Source organism: Serratia sp. Nf2 (assembly GCF_003028435.1).
GTDB lineage: Bacteria > Pseudomonadota > Gammaproteobacteria > Enterobacterales > Enterobacteriaceae > Serratia > Serratia marcescens_L.
The window spans coordinates 317831-336291 of record NZ_PYTW01000005.1 but is presented as its reverse complement, the minus strand read 5'-3'; the positions used below and the strand labels follow the sequence as shown (position 1 = coordinate 336291).

Below are 18461 nucleotides of genomic sequence, written 5' to 3'. Positions count from 1 at the left end.
TGAATCAGCAGTGGATCAGCAGTGGATCAGCAGTGGATCAGCAGTGGATCAGTAGAAATCGCAGGACGCCAGTTCCGCCTGCTGCAGCCAGACCGGCTTATCGCTGGTTTTTGACCAGACGCGGTGCAGGTAGCTGTAAAAACGCCCGCGATCGCTGCGGAACAGCATCACCGGCAGGGCCAAAATGCCCGCGATAACCACTGCGCTGCGGCGCAGGAGAATCCGATGCAATGAATAAGCGTGATAGGTAGTAGACATGCGAACCTCCTTAAAAACGCCTGCCGTTGATTTGTCAGGGAAAACGGCGTCGGCGTATCAAATGAACAATCGGTAATTTGGTAACTGGACAAAATTTTAGCGTACTTGATGAAAGTTTACTACTCATCCGACCACTAAATCGCACAAAAAATCGCTAATCGCCGCAGCGAACCGTAATTTTGTTACAGCCAAGTTAATTTTTAACTAAACATGGGTTACATTGTGGTTATTATCCGGTTCATTATTTCCCGCTTGCGCCCGTCCTCACTCCCCATCAGGGGCAATCTCGCCACCGGCCTGATGGTTGACACGCCCAATTTCCGCTGAAATTTCAGCCATTTTTATACTTTTTTTACACTCGCCTGCGCGATTTTTTCATCTTCTTTCTACCCCGCTCCCTACACTGCCTCTATCAAAAACAACACCTCTGGAGGTGTCCCGTGAGTTTCAGCGTTATTGGTGGTGCGCTGTTGGTCCTGCTGCTGTTGGCCTATCTGGTCTACGCCCTGTTTAACGCGGAGGATTTCTGATGGCGGCTTCAGCCTTTTTACTGATCGCCAGCTTCCTGCTGGTGCTTCTGCTGCTGGCCCGTCCGCTGGGCGGCTTTATGGCGCGCCTGATCGAAGGTGAGCCGCTGCCTGCGCTGCGCGGGGTGGAAGCCGGCGTCTGGCGCGCCTGCGGCATCCGCGCCACCGAGATGAACTGGTGGCAATACGCGCTGGCGATCCTGGCGTTCAACCTGCTCGGCCTGGCGCTGCTGTTCGCCCTGCTGATGACGCAGGGCTCGCTGCCGCTCAATCCGCAAGGCTTCCCGGGCCTCTCCTGGGATCTGGCGCTCAACACCGCCGTCAGCTTCGTCACCAACACCAACTGGCAGGCCTACAGCGGCGAAAGCGCCCTCAGCTATTTCAGCCAGATGGCCGGGCTGGCGGTACAGAACTTCGTCTCCGCCTCCACCGGTATCGCCGTGGCCTTTGCGCTGATCCGCGCCTTTACCCGCCGCGCCGGCAAGACCGTCGGCAACGCCTGGGCCGATCTATTCCGCATCACGCTGTATGTGCTGCTGCCGATCGCGCTGCTGATCGCCCTGTTCTTCGTCAGCCAGGGCACGCTGCAAAACTTCCTGCCTTACCTGCACGTCACCACGCTCGAAGGCGCGCAGCAGACGCTGCCGATGGGGCCGGTGGCCTCGCAGGAAGCGATCAAGATGCTCGGCACCAACGGCGGCGGCTTCTTCGGCGCCAACTCGGCGCACCCGTTCGAGAACCCGACCGTGCTGACCAACTTCGTACAGATGCTGGCCATCTTCCTGATCCCCTGCGCGCTGTGCTTCTCCTTCGGCCAGTTGGCCGGTGAAAACCGCCAGGGCCATGCGCTGATCTGGGCGATGGCGCTGATCTTCGTGGTGGCGGTGGTAGTGGTGATGGTCGCCGAACTGGCGGGCAACCCGCACCTGAGCGCGCTGGGCGCCGACAGCAACATCAATATGGAAGGCAAAGAGTCGCGCTTCGGCATTCTTGCCACCAGCCTGTTCTCGGTGGTGACCACCGCCGCGTCCTGCGGGGCGGTTAACGCCATGCACGACTCTTTCACCGCGTTGGGTGGCATGGTGCCGATGTGGCTGATGCAGATCGGTGAGGTGGTGTTCGGCGGCGTCGGCTCCGGCCTGTACGGCATGCTGCTGTTCGTGCTGCTGACGGTGTTTATCGCCGGTCTGATGATTGGCCGCACCCCGGAATATCTGGGCAAGAAAATCGACGTTTACGACATGAAAATGACCGCGCTGGCGATCCTGGTCACGCCGACGCTGGTGTTGCTGGGCAGCGCGCTGGCCATCGGCACCGACGCGGGCCGCGCCGGCATCCTCAACCCGGGCGCCCACGGCTTCAGCGAAGTGCTGTACGCCCTGTCCTCCGCCGCCAACAACAACGGCAGCGCCTTCGCCGGGTTGAGCGTCAATACGCCGTTCTACAACCTGCTGTTGGCCTTCGCCATGTTTGTCGGCCGCTTCGGGGTGATCTTGCCGGTGCTGGCGATCGTCGGTTCGCTGAGCGCCAAACAACGCCAACCGGCGGGCAACGGCACCCTGCCGACCTATGGGCCGCTGTTTATCGGCCTGCTGATCGGCACCGTGCTGCTGGTGGGCGCGCTGACCTTCGTGCCGGCGCTGGCGCTGGGCCCGGTGGCCGAGCATTTGCAGCTTTGGTTGGCAAACTAACCGACGTCACAGAGAGAGAATAAGAGATGACTCGCAAACAACGTGCGCTGTTTGAACCGGCCCTGGTGCGCACCGCGCTGATCGATGCGGTGAAAAAACTGGACCCTCGCGTTCAATGGCGCAACCCGGTGATGTTCGTGGTGTATATCGGCAGCATTCTGACCACCGCCATCTGGCTGGCGATCCTCACCGGCCAAACCGACGGCGCCGCCGCCTTTACCGGCAGCGTCGCCCTGTGGCTGTGGTTCACCGTGCTGTTCGCCAACTTCGCGGAAGCGCTGGCCGAAGGGCGAAGCAAGGCCCAGGCGGAAAGCCTGAAGGGCACCAAGAAAACCAGCTGGGCGAAAAAGCTGGCCGGCCCGCGCCGCGACGGCGCCACGGAGAAAGTGGCCGCCGAAAGCCTGCGCAAGGGCGATATCGTGCTGGTAGAAGCCGGCGACACCGTCCCGTGTGACGGCGAAGTGCTGGAAGGCGGCGCCTCGGTGGATGAAAGCGCCATCACCGGTGAATCCGCGCCGGTGATCCGCGAGTCCGGCGGCGACTTCTCCTCGGTCACCGGCGGTACTCGCGTGCTATCCGACTGGTTGGTGGTGCAGTGCAGCGTCAACCCGGGGGAAACCTTCCTCGATCGCATGATCGCCATGGTGGAAGGCGCCAAACGCCGCAAAACGCCCAACGAGATCGCGCTGACTATCCTGCTGGTGGCGCTGACCATCGTGTTCGTCCTGGCCACCGCCACCCTGTTCCCTTTCTCGCAATACAGCGTGGAAGCGGCAGGCAGCGGCAGCGTGGTCACCATCACCGTGCTGGTCGCGCTGCTGGTCTGTCTGATCCCCACCACCATCGGTGGCCTGCTGTCCGCCATCGGCGTGGCCGGGATGAGCCGCATGCTCGGCGCCAACGTGATCGCCACCAGCGGCCGTGCGGTGGAAGCCGCCGGCGACGTGGACGTGCTGCTGCTGGATAAAACCGGCACCATCACGCTGGGCAACCGCCAGGCTTCGGAGTTCCTGCCGGCGCCGGGCGTGAAAGAGCAAGAGTTGGCGGATGCCGCGCAGCTGGCCTCGCTGGCGGACGAAACGCCGGAAGGCCGCAGCATCGTGGTGTTGGCCAAACAGCGATTCAACCTGCGCGAACGCGATCTGCAGGCACTGAACGCCACCTTCGTGCCCTTCTCCGCCCAGACCCGCATGAGCGGCGTCAACGTGCAGGAGCGCATGATCCGTAAAGGCGCAGTGGATGCCATTCGCCGTCACGTCGAATCCAATCAGGGGCACTTCCCGCGGGCGGTGGACGATCTGGTGGAAAGCGTGGCGCGCACCGGCGGCACGCCGCTGGTGGTGGCGGAAGGCGCCCGGGTGCTGGGCGTGGTGGCGCTGAAGGATATCGTCAAGGGCGGTATCAAGGAACGCTTCAATGAGCTGCGCAAGATGGGCATCAAAACGGTGATGATCACCGGCGATAACCCGCTGACCGCGGCGGCGATCGCCGCCGAAGCCGGGGTGGACGATTTCCTGTCGGAAGCCACGCCGGAAGCCAAGCTGGCGCTGATCCGCCAGTACCAGGCGGAAGGCCGCCTGGTGGCGATGACCGGCGACGGCACCAACGACGCCCCGGCACTGGCACAGGCCGATGTGGCGGTGGCGATGAACTCTGGCACCCAGGCCGCCAAAGAGGCGGGCAACATGGTCGATCTGGATTCCAACCCGACCAAGCTGATCGAAGTGGTGCACATCGGCAAACAGATGCTGATGACGCGCGGCTCGCTGACCACCTTCAGCATCGCCAACGACGTGGCCAAATACTTCGCCATCATTCCGGCGGCGTTCGCGGCCACCTATCCACAGCTGAACGCGCTGAACGTGATGCATCTGCATTCCCCGGCCTCCGCCATCATGTCGGCGGTGATCTTCAACGCCCTGGTGATCGTGTTCCTGATCCCGCTGGCGCTGAAAGGGGTGAGCTACAAACCGATGAGCGCCGCGGCCCTGCTGCGCCGCAACCTGTGGCTGTACGGGGTCGGCGGCCTGCTGGTGCCGTTCGTCGGCATCAAACTGATCGACCTGATCCTGGTCGCGCTGCACGTCGCCGGTTAACCATTGAGGGAAATGAACATGACTTATTTACGACCTGCGCTGGTGATGCTGATCCTGCTGACGCTGATTACCGGCATCGCCTATCCGCTGCTGACCACCGGGCTGGCGCAGCTGCTGTTTCCGGGTGCGGCCAACGGTTCGCTGCTGTACCGGGGCGACAAGGCGGTCGGCTCCGCGCTGATCGGCCAGAACTTCACGCGCCCCGACTATTTCTGGGGCCGCCCATCGGCCACCGGCGATTCGGCCTATAATCCACTGGCCTCTGCCGGCAGCAACCTGGCGGCCACCAACCCGGCGTTGGATAAGGCTATCGCCGAGCGCGCAGCGCAGCTGCGCCAGGCCAACCCTGCGATGAGCGGCCCGATCCCGGTCGATCTGCTGACCGCCTCCGGCAGCGGGTTGGATCCGCAGATCTCGATCGCCTCCGCACAGTATCAGCTGGCACGGGTCGCGGCGGCACGGCATCTGCCGCCGGAACAGATCGCCAAACTGATCGAAGACAACACCGATCGGGCCACGCCCAACTTCATGGGGGAATCGGTGGTGAACGTACTGAAGCTGAACCTGGCGCTGGATGCGTTGAAGTAACGCGCCGTATTCAGCATAGTGATAGGGTTCGGCATGCCGAACCCCTTTTTGCTTGGTAACACAAGGAATTGTCATGGTCGAAGAGGAGCAGCAGCGCCCCGATCCCGATAGCCTGCTGGCGATGGCCAATGAAAAACCGCGCGGCCGATTGAAAGTATTCTTCGGCGCCTGCGCCGGCGTCGGCAAAACCTACGCCATGCTGCAGGAGGCCCAGCGTTTGCGCGCTCAGGGGCTGGACGTGCTGGTCGGCGTGGTGGAAACCCACGGCCGCAGCGAGACCGCCGCCCTGCTCGACGGCCTGACGCTGCTGCCGCAAAAACGCATCCAGCATCGCGGCCGGCTGGTGCATGAATTCGATCTCGACGCCGCGCTGGCGCGCCACCCGGCGCTGGTGCTGATGGATGAACTGGCGCACAGCAACGCTCACGGTTCGCGCCATCCCAAACGCTGGCAGGATGTGGAAGAGCTGCTGGATGCCGGCATCGACGTGCTGACAACCGTCAACGTGCAGCATCTGGAAAGCCTGAACGACGTAGTGGGCGGCGTGACCGGCGTGCGGGTGCGCGAAACGGTGCCTGACCACGTGTTTGACGAGGCCAGCGAAGTGGTGCTGGTCGATCTGCCGCCAGACGATCTGCGCCGGCGGCTGCATGAAGGCAAAGTGTATATTCCCGGCCAGGCCGAGCGCGCCATCGAGCACTTCTTCCGCAAAGGCAACCTGATCGCCCTGCGCGAGCTGGCGCTGCGCCGTACCGCCGATCGGGTCGATGACCAGATGCGTGAGTTTCGCGACACCCAGGGGCGCGAGAAAGTGTGGCACACCCGCGACAGCATTCTGCTGTGCGTCGGCCACAACAGCGGCAACGAAAAGCTGGTGCGCATCGCCGCCCGGCTGGCGGCGCGGCTTGGCTGCCACTGGCATGCGGTCTATGTGGAAACCCCCAAGCTGCACCGGTTGCCGGAAAACCAGCGCCGCGCCATTCTGCGCGCGCTGCGGCTGGCGCAGGAACTGGGGGCAGAAACCGCCACGCTGGCCGATCCGTCCGAGGAGCGCGCGGTGCTGCGCTACGCCCGCGAGCATAATCTCGGCAAAATCATCATCGGCCGCCGCAGCGAGCAGCGCTGGAAGCTGCGCGGCAGCTTCGCCGATCGCCTCGGCCGGCTGGGCCCGGATCTCGACCTGGTGATCGTGGCGCTGGAGAGCGACACCGCACCGCCGCCGCCGGGCAAGGAGCACGACGGCCGCAGCTTCAATGAGAAATGGCGCATGCAGCTGCGTGGTTGCGCGGTCGCGGTGGCGCTGTGCGCGCTGATCACCCTGCTCTCGCAGTGGCTGCTGCCGGGCTTCGATCAGGCCAACCTGGTGATGGTCTATCTGCTCGGCGTGGCGATCGTCGCGCTGTTCTTCGGCCGCTGGCCGTCGGTGCTGGCGGCGGTGATCAACGTCGCCAGTTTCGATCTGTTCTTCGTTCAGCCCGAATGGTCGTTCGCCGTCAGCGACATGCAGTACCTATTGACCTTCGGCGTAATGCTCGCCGTCGGCATCATCATCGGTAACCTGACCGCCGGGGTGCGTTATCAGGCCCGGGTGGCGCGCTACCGCGAGCAGCGGGCGCGTCATCTGTATGAAATGTCGCGCGGGCTGAGCCGCGCGCTGACGGTGGCCGACATCGCCAACACCAGCCGCCACTTCCTCTCCAGCAGCTTCCAGGCGAAAACCGTGCTGCTGCTGCCGCAGGAAGACGGCCGCCTGCAACAGATGGTCGGCGAGGAAGGTGGGCTGCTGTCGGTAGATGAAGCCATCGCGCGCTGGAGCTTCGACAAAGGCCTGCCGGCCGGCGCCGGCACCGACACCCTGCCCGGCGTGCCTTACCAGCTGCTGCCGCTCAATACCCCCAAGCAGACCTTCGGCCTGCTGGCGATCGAACCCAACAACCTGCGCCAGCTGATGGTGCCGGAACAGCAGCGGCTGCTGCAGACCTTCGCGGTGCTGATCGCCAGCGCGCTGGAGCGGCTGCACCTGGCGCGCAGCGCCGAAGAAGCCAAGCTGGACGCCGAGCGCGAACAGCTGCGCAACTCGCTGCTGGCGGCGCTGTCGCACGATCTGCGCACGCCGCTGACCGTGCTGTTCGGCCAGGCGGAAATCCTCACGCTGGATCTGGCGGCCGAAGGCTCCAATCACGCCACCCAGGCCAGCCAGATCCGCCAGCAGGTGCTGAGCACCACCCGGCTGGTGAATAACCTGCTGGATATGGCGCGCATCCAATCCGGCGGTTTCAGCCTGCGTAAAGAGTGGCAGTCGCTGGAAGAGATCGTCGGCGCCTCGCTGCACATGCTGGAGCCGCTGCTCAGCCAGCATCCGATCGTGGTCGAGCTGCCGCCGGAACAGATCCTGGTCAACTGCGACGGCAGCCTGCTGGAGCGGGTGTTCACCAACCTGTTGGAAAACGCCAATAAATACGCCGGCGCCGAGGCCACCATCGGCATTCGCGCCCGCACGCTGCCCGAATGGCTGGAAGTCGAGGTCTGGGATAACGGCCCCGGCATCCCCGCCGATCAGCTGCAGCTGATTTTCGACAAGTTTTCACGCGGCAATAAAGAGTCGGCAATCCCCGGTGTCGGCTTGGGGTTAGCGATTTGCCGTGCCATTATTGAAGTGCATGATGGCCGCATCTGGGCGGAAAACGGCGCCAACGGCGGCGCCAGCTTCCGCTTCGTGCTGCCGCTGGAAAAACCGCCCGAGATCGACGGCGACGCTTTCGATCTGTAATCAACGCAGGGGAAACGTGAGCATAACGCCAACCAACATTCTGATTGTTGAAGATGAAAAAGAGATCCGCCGCTTCGTGCGCACCGCGCTGGAGAGCGAAGGCCTGCGGGTGTTTGAAAGTGAAACGCTGCAGCGTGGGCTGATTGAAGCCGGCACGCGCAAACCGGATCTGATCATTCTTGATTTGGGCTTACCGGACGGCGACGGGCTGAGCTACATCCGCGATCTGCGGCAGTGGAGCGCCATTCCGGTGATCGTGCTGTCGGCGCGCAACGCCGAAGAGGACAAAATTGCCGCGCTGGACGCCGGCGCTGACGACTACCTCAGCAAACCGTTCGGCATCGGTGAGCTGCTGGCGCGGGTGCGGGTCGCGCTGCGCCGCCACTCCGCCAGCCAACAGGAAAGCCCGCTGGTGAGTTTTTCGGCGATCACTGTCGATCTGGTGAATCGCCGGGTGCTGCGCAACGACGAAGATCTGCATCTGACGCCGATCGAGTTTCGCCTGTTGGCGGAGCTGCTGGCCAACGCCGGCAAAGTGATCACCCAACGCCAGCTGTTGAGTCACGTCTGGGGGCCGAACTACGTGGAGCACAGCCACTATCTGCGCATCTACATGGGCCACCTGCGGCAGAAGCTCGAAGCCGATCCGGCCCGGCCCAAACACCTGCTGACCGAAACCGGCGTCGGCTATCGCTTCATGCCTTAACCCCGGCGGGCGTGGTGTGTCGCGCCTTTACGCCGCCGGGCCCTTCTTCAATCCGACCATAAATTCCTTAAACGCATCGCGCAGCGGAGCGAACACCGGGTGTTTGCGGTTTTCGATCATCACTTCGGAAAACAGCTTCAATCCTACGGCGAAGGCCGCGCTCTGCTCGGGGCCGAAGTTCAGATCGTCACGCGCCCGGATGCGCTCGACGATGTCGAGAATATCGTCGTGGTTGGTCACTTCAAAACTCAGCGGCGCTTTCTCGACGGGATTGCCCTGGCGATCGCTCAGGGCTTCAACGGTAATAGTAAAACGGCGGCCGGGCATCAGTTCTTCTCCTGCTGCGTGGGTTGAATATGCATTTCGCTTTCGATCGCCGCCACGGCGGTCAGCAACGCGGCGTTGATGCGCTCCACCTGCTGCGGCGTGAGATCGGCGCGCATCACGTTGCCGCGCAGCAGGCTGCGCAGGCGGTTCATGGCGTCATAAATGCCTTCCGCCAGATTGCCGTGCCGATGATGCTCGCGGCCGGCGCCCGCCAGGCGCGCCAGAATGACGTCAACCACCTGTTGATGCTTTTGCAGCTCGCCCTCGCCTGCGGCGGTGATGCGGTAGCTTTTGCGGCCGTTGCCGGTGGTGAGCGGCTCAAGGAAATCCTGTTCTTCCAGCAGCGTCAGCGTGGGGTAAATCACCCCCGGGCTCGGCACGTACAGGCCGGATGACGCTTCCTCAATCGCCTTGATCAGCTCATAGCCGTGGCTGGGCTTGCGCGCCACCAGCGCCAGCAGCACCAGGCGCAGATCGCCGTGCTCGAACAGACGGTGACGCCCACCCCGGCCGCCGCGCCCACCCCGACCGTGCTCTTCGCCTTCGCCGCCGAAGTGATGGCGCCCACCGCGATGACGGCGGCCCTCTTCGCATTCATGATGGTGGTGGTGATGCCGGTGTAAACCTAATCGATGAAACATAGGGTGATACCTCGCTTTAACAGTGAACATCAATACGAGGTTGTTTAGATATATCTAAACAGCGTCGATAACGCTAATCTAGATCGATATATCTAAATGCGCAAGCGTGCGCCGATAAAAAGATATATCTAAATTTCAGGCATAAAAAAAGCGCTGTAAAAACAGCGCTTTTTATCAATCAAGAAAAGCGATTACTTGGCGGAAGCCAGCACTTCGCTGACGATCTCGACCGCTTCGTGCTCAATCTTCTCGCGGTGTTCCGCTCCGAGGAAGCTCTCGCAGTAGATCTTGTAAGCCTCTTCGGTACCGGAAGGACGGGCCGCGAACCAGCCGTTGTCGGTCATGACTTTCAGGCCGCCGATCGACGCACCGTTGCCCGGTGCAGCAGTCAGACGTGCGGTGATCGGGTCCCCGCCCAGCGTACTGGCCTTGACCATCTCCGGCGACAGTTTGGACAGCGCCGCTTTCTGCGCATGGGTTGCCGGCGCCTGGATGCGGTTATAGCTTGGTGCACCGAAGCGCTTGGCCAGATCGTCATAGTGATGCTGCGGGTTCTCACCGGTTACCGCGGTGATTTCAGCCGCCAGCAGGCACATGATGATACCGTCTTTGTCGGTCGACCACGGCTGGCCGTTGAAGCGCAGGAACGAGGCCCCGGCGCTTTCTTCGCCGCCGAAGCCCAGGCTGCCGTCGAACAGGCCATCCACGAACCATTTGAAACCGACCGGCACTTCCACCAGCTTGCGGCCCAAATCGGCCACCACGCGGTCAATCATCGCGCTGGACACCAGCGTTTTACCTACCGCCACATCGGCGCCCCACTGTGGGCGATGCTGGAACAGGTAGTTGATGGCTACCGCCAGATAATGGTTCGGGTTCATCAGGCCCTTCGGGGTGACGATGCCATGACGGTCGTAATCCGGATCGTTGGCGAACGCCAGATCGAATTTGTCGCGTAGCGCCAGCAGGCCGGCCATCGCCGACTCGGACGAACAGTCCATGCGGATGATGCCGTCGTGGTCCAGGTGCATAAAGCGGAAGGTCTGATCGAGGGAATCGTTCACCAGCGTCAGATCCAGCTTGTAGTGCTCCGCCACGCGCTGCCAATAGGCGATGCCGGAACCGCCGAGCGGATCCACGCCCAGCTTCAGGCCGGCGCGTTGGATGGCCGGCATGTCGACCACCTCAACCAGGCCTTCGACATAAGGCTGCACCAGATCTTTGGCATGCAGGTGGCCGCTGTTCCAGGCCTTGTCCAGCGACTGACGCTGAACGCCTTTCAGCTGCTGCGCCAGCAGTTCGTTGGCACGCTTTTCGATCACCGACGTCAGGTTGGTGTCGGCCGGGCCACCGTTCGGCGGGTTGTACTTGATGCCGCCGTCTTCCGGTGGGTTATGGGACGGCGTAATGACGATGCCATCGGCCTGCGCGCCGCCGCGGCGGTTGTGGCACAGAATGGCGTGCGATACCGCCGGCGTTGGCGTGAAGCCGTTGTTTTCCTGCACGATCACATCGACGCCGTTGGCGGTCAGCACTTCCAGCACGGAAATGAAGGCCGGCTCGGACAGCGCATGGGTATCTTTGCCCACGTAGCACGGGCCGGTGGTGCCCTGCTGATGACGAACTTCGGCAATCGCTTGAGCAATGGCGAGGATATGCGCTTCGTTGAAACTGTGGCGCTGCGCGCTGCCACGGTGGCCGGAGGTGCCAAACTTCACCGCGTGTGCGGCATTGCCGGCTTCCGGTTGCAGCACATAGTACTGCGACGTCAGCTGGGCTACGTTGATCAGATCGCTTTGGCGGGCGGGCTGCCCGGCACGTGGATTATTCGCCATCGACATATCTCCCTCATCCCTGTCGGTGACCGGGCAGATACGTCGCGCACGGCCAGCATGACGGGCTGTTCGCTAAATTAGACGGTACCGCAAACTTTCTCGATCAGTTCCGCCGGGAACTGCATCGCCTGCATGATGTGTTCGATCATGCTGCGTTTGCGGCCGGTATTGGTATTGGTGATCACCCAGTAAGGGGTGCCCGGTACATGCTTCGGCTTGGTGTGCGTGCCGTTGGCCAGCAGGGTCTGCTGATCGCCGGCGAAATAGGTGCGGGTACGGCCGGTCAACGCCTCGGTGGCGGCGGCGAAACCGGCGGCATCGAGGGTATACAGCGTGGACAGCACCAGCATGAAACGGTTGACCGCTTTGTTCTGCTCGGCATATTCATCCGACAGCAGCAGCTCACGTACGGCGCGTACGCGATCGCGTGGGCGCTGCGCCGGCGCCGCTTTTTCCAGCTCGACGGACTGCGGTGCACTGGCGGCAGGCAACGCGCGCACCGGCTGCCCGGCGGTGAATTTCAACATGCGGCGTAAAATATCGGACGCGCTTTCACCGATGTGTTGCGTGTGGCTGGCAATATAACGGTAAAGCTCTTCGTCGACTTCAATAGTTTTCATCTTTATCCAATACTGTTTTTTCTACTTAGAACCTGAAGCCAGATCCTGCATTCAAGCCATGGGATTATAAGGTTAAAAGCGCTGGGGCGAACACAACAATGTGCCTCCGGACGGCAAATGCAGACTAATACCTATAGCCGGCACTGCCAAGCCCGCGCCGCGAAAATTCCGCATGATTCATCGTGCGATTCAATCATGATACCCTAATCTGAATCTCTCTCAGTATGAACTTCGCCATGAAATTACATTATCAACTGCTGGCCGCCGAGTCAGACGCGCTGCCGGTGCTGCTGATCCACGGGCTGTTCGGCAATCTGGACAACCTGGGCGTGCTGGCGCGCGATCTGCATAAACAGCACACCGTGATCAAGGTCGATCTGCGCAACCACGGCCTCTCCCCGCGCGCCGACGACATGAACTACCCCGCCATGGCGCAGGATCTGCTGGCGTTGCTCGACGAACTGCAGCTGGAGAAAGCGATCGTCATCGGCCACTCGATGGGCGGCAAAGCGGCGATGGCGCTGACCGCTATCGCGCCCGAGCGCGTCGCCAGGCTGATCGTCATCGACGTCGCGCCGGTGGATTACCAGACCCGCCGCCACGACGAGATTTTCGCCGCGCTGAAGGCCGTCAGCGCCGCCGGCATCACCCAGCGCCAGGCGGCCGCCCAGTTGATGCGCGACTATCTGCAGGAAGAAGGCGTAATCCAGTTCCTGCTTAAGTCCTTCCACAACGGCGAATGGCGCTTCAACCTACCGGTGCTGATCGAACGTTACGAAGACATCACCGGCTGGCAGGATGTGCCGGCCTGGCCGCACCCAACCCTGTTCATTCGCGGCGGCCTGTCGCCGTACGTGCAGGACAGTTACCGTGCAGACATCGCGCGCCAGTTCCCGCAGGCCCGCGCGCACGTCGTCGCCGGCACCGGCCATTGGGTACACGCCGAGAAGCCGGAGGCGGTACTGCGCGCCATCCACCGTTTTCTCGACGAAGCCTGAAAAACCCGCTCATCTGGCGAAAAAACGCGCTAAAGATAACGGCTTAGCGCGTTTAGCCCGCAGTTAGGCATTGTCGCCGCTCCATCTGCTGGGGTAATATGGCGCGCTATAATTTTGCCGCCGCGCCAGCGCGTTCGCGAACGCCGGTTCGGGGGTGAATTTGGGTTAGGGTTTATTGGCCCGAAGTGTGTTAACCGATGCCTCCGGAAGCGTGCGAGCGCTTTTTGATGCAAACTCCCTTGCAGTACCGCTACCTATGGCAAAAGAACAAACGGATCGCACGACGCTGGATCTGTTCGCAGATGAACGCCGTCCGGGGCGCCCGAAAACCAACCCGCTTTCCCGCGATGAACAGCTTAGAATCAATAAGCGCAATCAGTTACGGCGCGATAAAGTGCGTGGATTGCGGCGCGTAGAGCTGAAAATCAACGCGGATGCGGTGGACGCCCTGAACAAACTGGCGGAACAGCGCAACATCAGCCGCAGCGAACTCATCGAGCAGATGCTGTTGGCACAACTGGCGGAAGAACAGCCGGAACATTGATCTCTTCGGCCGCACGCGCGGCGCGGCGTTAAGGACAACGCCGGATCGACCACGCTTTTCTTCATTCTCCGGCATCGCATAAATGCGATAAAACCCCGGCGCCACTTTCTGGCATGATACGCATTTACCGGTAAGAGACTGCGCCTGTCGGCGCCCGCCCCGGAGGCGAAAGGCTCTTGCCATGGCATCATTTTAATCGGCGTCAGCGGCGTCAGTGCCGGCGTCGAGTAATGCAATTACTTGAATTTAAAGGTTATACGCGATATGGCTACTGTAGGCATTTTCTTTGGCAGCGACACTGGCAATACCGAAAACATTGCCAAAATGATCCAGAAAATTCTCCAGAAACAGTTTGGCGACGACGTCTCTGAAGTGCATGACATCGCTAAAAGCAGCAAAGAAGACCTGGAAGGGTTCGATATCCTGCTGCTGGGTATCCCGACCTGGTACTACGGTGAAGCGCAGTGTGACTGGGATGATTTCTTCCCGACGCTGGAAGAAGTCGACTTCAACGGCAAACTGGTGGCGCTGTTCGGCTGCGGCGATCAGGAAGACTACGCGGAATACTTCTGTGACGCGATGGGCACCATCCGCGACATTATCGAACCGCGCGGCGCGGCCATCGTGGGCCACTGGCCGACCAAAGGCTATCACTTCGAGGCCTCCAAGGGCCTGGCGGACGACGACCACTTCATCGGTCTGGCGATCGACGAAGACCGTCAGCCGGAGCTGACCAACGAGCGCGTCGACGCCTGGGTCAAACAGATCGTCGAAGAGCTGAGCCTGGCCGATATCGTCGGCTAAGCCCCGGCACTGGCGAAAGGTTGAACAAAGGCCCTGTAAAGTGCATAGTGTGCCCACAGGGCCGTCATCGGCAGCAGGGATTGCTGCGATAGAAGCTACAGATTTGTAACTTCCCACCCCGTCACGGTAGACTGAGATATCGGTTTATCCCATCCATCAAGGCGTTGCATGCAAAACATGCAATAGTGCAATTATATCTTTGTTAACAACCGGCGGTTTCCATTTAGTACAACCGGTTCTATAATGAGACGCATTAACTCTTTGTGCCGACCGATGCCACAGGCGAGTACGCCTCAACTTGATTAGCATAGTAACAGGACTGAATTCGCATGACCGACAACAACATCGCATTGAAGAAGGCCGGCTTAAAAGTCACGCTTCCGCGACTCAAAATCCTGGAAGTACTGCAAAATCCGGAATGCCATCACGTCAGTGCGGAAGATTTGTACAAAAAACTGATTGATATGGGCGAAGAGATCGGGCTGGCAACGGTTTATCGCGTACTGAACCAGTTTGACGATGCGGGCATTGTGACACGTCACAATTTCGAAGGCGGCAAGTCCGTGTTCGAGCTGACCCAACAACATCACCACGATCACCTGATTTGCCTGGACTGCGGCAAAGTGATCGAATTCAGCGACGAATCCATCGAAGTGCGCCAGCGTGATATCGCCAAGCAGCACGGCATCAAGCTCACTAACCACAGCCTGTACCTGTACGGCCACTGTGAAACCGGTGACTGCCGCGAAGACGAAACGCTGCACGACAAGAAATAAGCCTGACCGGCTATGAAAAACCGCCTCACACCGAGGCGGTTTTTTTATGCCCTCCGTGCAACGGGCAAAAAAATCCCCGGACAAGCCGGGGGAAAATCATGTCATGAAATATCACAATTGCAGCGGCACAGCGACTCCACGTACTCCTCTCACTACAACGTCCGCCCTACGCCGACACGCGCGGGCGAACGCATTCCCCCTTCGTTATACGGCCGCCGCCAGGACAGCAGGCCGTTGCACCGGGCTTAGACCTTTTCGGCGCGGCTGTAGCGTTTGCCGTCCGGGCTGACCGACCGCACCTGAACGTCACCCGAGACCGCCGGCTTGGCCTTGGCGTCATAGCGCTGCCACTGCTTGCCGCCGTCGGTGGAGTACTCGATGCCCAATCCCGGCAGCGCGATATTCGCCTCCAGCTTGCCGCCCGCTACGCGTGCGCCCGGCACCGGCAGACGGTAAGCGACGCCGCCCTTATCCAGCTTGGCCAGTTCACGCTGACCCAGGATATTGGCGAAGCGCAGCCAGTCTTTCTCCAGCATCTTGGTATCGACAAAGTGGGTTTCCCCGCCTTTGTATTCGCGGCCTGCGCGGTAGTCCTGTTCCCAACCGGCGCGGTGCCAGGCGCGTTCTGCCACCGACAGCGCGCGTGGGAAGATCATGTATTCCATCTGCGGATCGGTGCGCTGGGTTTCGCTCCACAGCTGAGCGGACAGCCCGTAGGCGCCCGGCCACGGCTTGTCGCTCTTGGCGCTGAAGTGGTTGCCGTCGCGGTCGACCGAAGTTTCCGCGTTCTGCGGCATGTTGTCCGGCGCGAAGCTGAACACCTTGCGCTCGTCGCTGAAGCGGGTGCCCCAGTAGTAACCGCGCTCGTCCGGGTTCACCTCGTAAGGGAAGTCCATATAGACGTAGTCCGGGTTGGAAACCACCACTTCATACCCTTTGTTGGCCCAGTCGTTGACGCTATCGAAACCGCCCCAGTACAGGGTATCCCAGAAGTTGACGCCCACGCGCGAGGTGGCGAACGCCTTCGCGTTCTCGGCGTCTTTCAGGCCATCCTGCCAGGCCTGCATTCTGTCGATGCCATGCGCCTTCACCAGCTTGCTGACCTCTTGGCCGAAGTAGCTCGGCAGATGCTCCATGTCGGCCACCTTGCCTTCTTTGATCATCGTCTGGCACACCTGCGACTTGGCCCACGGCTTGTCTTCGTTGCTCTGATCGATGATGCCTTTGCCCGGCTCCGGTTTCGCCTTGTCGGTGTAGCCGGCGCCCAGGCGAATGTTTTTCGCTTCGTCGCCGCCGAAGTGCCAGGTCTTGATCGGCTGGCCGGCCTCTTTATGCATCTGGGCGATCTCGCCGATCACCTTGTCGACAAAACGCTGGGAAGAATCCAGGCACGGGTTCAGGTAGCTCTGGCGGTTAAAGAACTGCACGGAGGTGGTGTTGGAGGTATCGGTCGGATCCACCAGGCGGAATTCGTTGGCCTCCTGCTCTTTCCCGGCGGCATGCAGCTTTTTATAGCGCGCTTCCATCGAGACCACCGCGGCGCGGGCGTGTGCCGGCATGTCGATCTCCGGGATCACTTCAATCTGGCGCGCCTGGGCATATCTGATGATGTCGATATAGTCCTGACGGCTGAAGAAGCCGCCGTAGACGTCCGGCCCTTGGCCGTACTGCGGCAGCAGGCAGGTGGTTTCGCTCAGATCGTGGCAGCGCTGGCCACCGACTTCCGTCAGCTCAGGCAAACCGGGGATCTCGATGCGCCAGCCTTCGTCATCGCTCAGGTGGAAGTGGAATTTGTTGAGCTTGTAGGCCGCCATCTGATCCAGCAGGCGCAGCACCGCGTCCTTCTTATGGAAGTTGCGCGCCACGTCGAGGAAAATGCCGCGATACTGGAAGCGCGGCGCATCGCTGGCGTCCAGCGTGGCAATCTTGCCGCTGCCGTCGCTCGGCACTAACGACAGGATCGACTGCAGCCCGTAGAACACCCCGGCCTGATCGAAGCCGATCACCCGCGTCTCTTTCTTGCCGATTTTCAGCTCATAGGCGCCCGGCACCGCCATCGCGCCTTTAAACTTGCCCGGCTGGATGTCGGTCTTGATTGGATAGCCGTTGGCCTGAACCGGCACGCCCAGCAGCGCGAAGCGCTGGTTGACGACGTCCGCCGCCGGCTTGACCAACGTGCTCAGATCCGGCGATACCCCTTTGCGCAAATCGACGTCCTGCGCGTGAACCTTCACCTGCATCGGCGTCGGCACGATCTGGCCGCGAAGCGCGCCGGCAGGCAGCGTCTGCAAGTCGGCATTGCTGACAAAGCGCGAAGCCGGCGTCATCAGAATGTTTTTGTCGTCCTTGGTGCGCTTCCACTGGTCGCCGGTGAACGGCGCCACGAACTGGTCCAGGTTTTCGGTGTCGGTATTCGCCAGCATTTTCGGCTTGGCGTCGCCGGACGTGGCATACCAGCGCGGCAGGAAGTCGTTTCTGAACAGCTGCCAATACTCGGCGACCACCGGGATTTCCACCGCCTTACCGGCCGGGAAGCCGCTGAATTTGGCGGTCGGCTCCAGCTTGTACAGATCGCCGGTGAGGTGAGCAATCTTGAACTGGTCGTTGTCTACCCGCAGGGTCTGGCGCGGGCTGTGGAAATAGATGACCCAGTCTTTGCCGTCGATCGCCTGGCCGTCGTTGCTGAGGGTGAATAACACCCGGTTGCATGAGGCCCAGTCGGCGCCCAGCGCCGCGCAATCCACGCCGTTTTCACCGGCGCGGTTATCCAGCATTTTTACGTTCAGCTTCAGCTGGCTCAGCTGATCCACCCGCTGTTGATCGGCCATGGCGTTTCCCATGCCGCCCAGGAATCCCATCGTTGCCGTCAACGCGGCTAATGCGCTCAGTTTGAATGCGTTCATGTTCTTGTCCTTCTTAATTATTGTTATCGCGAATTTCTTGCCACAGCTTGCCGCACTTGGCGTCGTAAGCCTGACCGTTACCGCTGTGCACCGCCATAATGCAGTTCTGATAATCCATCACCCGCACCGTTTCCTGCGCGGCGAACTGCTGGTGCTGCTTCTCTTGTTTCAACACGTTCAGCACCGCCTTGCAGGGCTGCAGACGCTCCGGCGAACCTTCGGCGGTGTTGATACAGGCGCTATACGCCTGTTTCAATTTGGCGTCTTCCGGCGGCGCGGCGGGTTGCGCGCAGGCGCTCAAGGCCGCGGCGGCCGCCAACATCAGCATGATTTTTTTCATCGTTGAATTCCCTTAACTGCCCCCGGCGGCGAGGCCG

The 18461-nt window shown here is 61.2% G+C and carries 17 protein-coding genes; 10 read left to right on the top strand and 7 right to left on the bottom strand.

Annotated elements, in window-relative coordinates:
- Positions 1–48: 48 nt before the first annotated feature.
- The gene (locus C9411_RS13965) at positions 49–258 is read right to left on the bottom strand and encodes a YbfA family protein (RefSeq protein ID WP_004939916.1); all 210 of its coding nucleotides are present in this window, start codon (positions 256–258) and stop codon (positions 49–51) included.
- Positions 259–698: 440 nt separating this feature from the next.
- On the opposite strand from C9411_RS13965, the gene C9411_RS13960 reads away from it, so the two are divergent.
- The 6 genes from C9411_RS13960 to kdpE all read left to right on the top strand — a co-directional run bounded on the left by C9411_RS13960 (position 699) and on the right by kdpE (position 8636).
- Entirely contained in the window at positions 699–788 is a 90-nt protein-coding gene (locus C9411_RS13960) for a K(+)-transporting ATPase subunit F (protein WP_016928742.1), read from the top strand.
- Positions 788–2476 (top strand): potassium-transporting ATPase subunit KdpA, encoded by a 1689-nt coding sequence (gene kdpA, locus C9411_RS13955; protein WP_107227283.1) that lies wholly within the window; start codon positions 788–790, stop codon positions 2474–2476. Before C9411_RS13960 ends, kdpA begins: the two co-directional genes overlap by 1 nt.
- Positions 2477–2502: 26 nt before the next feature.
- On the top strand, positions 2503–4572 hold the full coding sequence (gene kdpB / locus C9411_RS13950) for a potassium-transporting ATPase subunit KdpB (protein ID WP_107227282.1): 2070 nt from the start codon (positions 2503–2505) through the stop codon (positions 4570–4572).
- A gap of 18 nt (positions 4573–4590) precedes the next feature.
- Positions 4591–5160, top strand: coding sequence for a potassium-transporting ATPase subunit KdpC (gene kdpC, locus C9411_RS13945; protein ID WP_107227314.1), 570 nt, complete (start codon positions 4591–4593; stop codon positions 5158–5160).
- Between the two features lie 73 nt (positions 5161–5233).
- Positions 5234–7930: a two-component system sensor histidine kinase KdpD gene (gene kdpD, locus C9411_RS13940; RefSeq protein WP_107227281.1), complete on the top strand. Its 2697-nt coding sequence runs from the start codon at positions 5234–5236 to the stop codon at positions 7928–7930.
- A 16-nt stretch (positions 7931–7946) separates the two neighbouring features.
- On the top strand, positions 7947–8636 hold the full coding sequence (gene kdpE, locus C9411_RS13935) for a two-component system response regulator KdpE (RefSeq protein WP_033637458.1): 690 nt from the start codon (positions 7947–7949) through the stop codon (positions 8634–8636).
- Between the two features lie 27 nt (positions 8637–8663).
- Here the strand turns inward: kdpE and C9411_RS13930 are convergent, their stop codons facing one another.
- The 4 genes from C9411_RS13930 to seqA form a co-directional block, all read right to left on the bottom strand.
- Positions 8664–8963, bottom strand: coding sequence for a DUF3861 domain-containing protein (locus tag C9411_RS13930; protein WP_107227280.1), 300 nt, complete (start codon positions 8961–8963; stop codon positions 8664–8666).
- On the bottom strand, positions 8963–9604 hold the full coding sequence (locus C9411_RS13925) for a PadR family transcriptional regulator (RefSeq protein WP_049208644.1): 642 nt from the start codon (positions 9602–9604) through the stop codon (positions 8963–8965). Before C9411_RS13925 ends, C9411_RS13930 begins: the two co-directional genes overlap by 1 nt.
- A 191-nt stretch (positions 9605–9795) precedes the next feature.
- The gene (gene pgm / locus C9411_RS13920) at positions 9796–11439 is read right to left on the bottom strand and encodes a phosphoglucomutase (alpha-D-glucose-1,6-bisphosphate-dependent) (RefSeq protein ID WP_063991180.1); all 1644 of its coding nucleotides are present in this window, start codon (positions 11437–11439) and stop codon (positions 9796–9798) included.
- Between the two features lie 77 nt (positions 11440–11516).
- Complete coding sequence (gene seqA / locus C9411_RS13915; protein ID WP_063991104.1) at positions 11517–12059, bottom strand: replication initiation negative regulator SeqA; 543 nt, start codon at positions 12057–12059, stop codon at positions 11517–11519.
- A 224-nt stretch (positions 12060–12283) separates the two neighbouring features.
- On the opposite strand from seqA, the gene ybfF reads away from it, so the two are divergent.
- From ybfF to fur, 4 genes are all read left to right on the top strand, one after another.
- Positions 12284–13057: an esterase gene (gene ybfF, locus C9411_RS13910; protein WP_080473430.1), complete on the top strand. Its 774-nt coding sequence runs from the start codon at positions 12284–12286 to the stop codon at positions 13055–13057.
- Between the two features lie 256 nt (positions 13058–13313).
- Positions 13314–13601 carry a LexA regulated protein gene (ybfE, locus tag C9411_RS13905; protein ID WP_004939936.1) on the top strand — a complete coding sequence of 96 codons (288 nt, stop codon included), beginning with the start codon at positions 13314–13316 and terminating at the stop codon, positions 13599–13601.
- 264 nt (positions 13602–13865) lie between these two features.
- Positions 13866–14405: a flavodoxin FldA gene (gene fldA / locus C9411_RS13900; RefSeq protein WP_025301862.1), complete on the top strand. Its 540-nt coding sequence runs from the start codon at positions 13866–13868 to the stop codon at positions 14403–14405.
- 329 nt (positions 14406–14734) lie between these two features.
- On the top strand, positions 14735–15181 hold the full coding sequence (fur, locus tag C9411_RS13895; protein WP_019454058.1) for a ferric iron uptake transcriptional regulator: 447 nt from the start codon (positions 14735–14737) through the stop codon (positions 15179–15181).
- Between the two features lie 245 nt (positions 15182–15426).
- Here fur and C9411_RS13890 read toward each other — a convergent pair whose 3' ends face one another.
- Both C9411_RS13890 and chiQ read right to left on the bottom strand, forming a co-directional pair.
- Complete coding sequence (locus C9411_RS13890) at positions 15427–18084, bottom strand: beta-N-acetylhexosaminidase (protein WP_107227279.1); 2658 nt, start codon at positions 18082–18084, stop codon at positions 15427–15429.
- 13 nt (positions 18085–18097) lie between these two features.
- Positions 18098–18424 carry a ChiQ/YbfN family lipoprotein gene (gene chiQ, locus C9411_RS13885; protein ID WP_004939944.1) on the bottom strand — a complete coding sequence of 109 codons (327 nt, stop codon included), beginning with the start codon at positions 18422–18424 and terminating at the stop codon, positions 18098–18100.
- Between the last annotated feature and the right edge of the window lie 37 nt (positions 18425–18461).

What these genes read in the sequence shown, in the direction of transcription:
- C9411_RS13925 (WP_049208644.1), bottom strand. Translation starts at nt 9,604, where the DNA reads ATGTTTCATCGATTAGGTTTACACCGGCATCACCACCACCATCATGAA.
- pgm (WP_063991180.1), bottom strand. Translation starts at nt 11,439, where the DNA reads ATGGCGAATAATCCACGTGCCGGGCAGCCCGCCCGCCAAAGCGATCTG.
- kdpC (WP_107227314.1), top strand. Translation starts at nt 4,591, where the DNA reads ATGACTTATTTACGACCTGCGCTGGTGATGCTGATCCTGCTGACGCTG.
- C9411_RS13890 (WP_107227279.1), bottom strand. Translation starts at nt 18,084, where the DNA reads ATGAACGCATTCAAACTGAGCGCATTAGCCGCGTTGACGGCAACGATG.
- kdpD (WP_107227281.1), top strand. Translation starts at nt 5,234, where the DNA reads ATGGTCGAAGAGGAGCAGCAGCGCCCCGATCCCGATAGCCTGCTGGCG.
- kdpA (WP_107227283.1), top strand. Translation starts at nt 788, where the DNA reads ATGGCGGCTTCAGCCTTTTTACTGATCGCCAGCTTCCTGCTGGTGCTT.
- fldA (WP_025301862.1), top strand. Translation starts at nt 13,866, where the DNA reads ATGGCTACTGTAGGCATTTTCTTTGGCAGCGACACTGGCAATACCGAA.
- C9411_RS13965 (WP_004939916.1), bottom strand. Translation starts at nt 258, where the DNA reads ATGTCTACTACCTATCACGCTTATTCATTGCATCGGATTCTCCTGCGC.
- fur (WP_019454058.1), top strand. Translation starts at nt 14,735, where the DNA reads ATGACCGACAACAACATCGCATTGAAGAAGGCCGGCTTAAAAGTCACG.
- chiQ (WP_004939944.1), bottom strand. Translation starts at nt 18,424, where the DNA reads ATGAAAAAAATCATGCTGATGTTGGCGGCCGCCGCGGCCTTGAGCGCC.
- ybfF (WP_080473430.1), top strand. Translation starts at nt 12,284, where the DNA reads ATGAACTTCGCCATGAAATTACATTATCAACTGCTGGCCGCCGAGTCA.
- kdpB (WP_107227282.1), top strand. Translation starts at nt 2,503, where the DNA reads ATGACTCGCAAACAACGTGCGCTGTTTGAACCGGCCCTGGTGCGCACC.
- ybfE (WP_004939936.1), top strand. Translation starts at nt 13,314, where the DNA reads ATGGCAAAAGAACAAACGGATCGCACGACGCTGGATCTGTTCGCAGAT.
- seqA (WP_063991104.1), bottom strand. Translation starts at nt 12,059, where the DNA reads ATGAAAACTATTGAAGTCGACGAAGAGCTTTACCGTTATATTGCCAGC.
- C9411_RS13930 (WP_107227280.1), bottom strand. Translation starts at nt 8,963, where the DNA reads ATGCCCGGCCGCCGTTTTACTATTACCGTTGAAGCCCTGAGCGATCGC.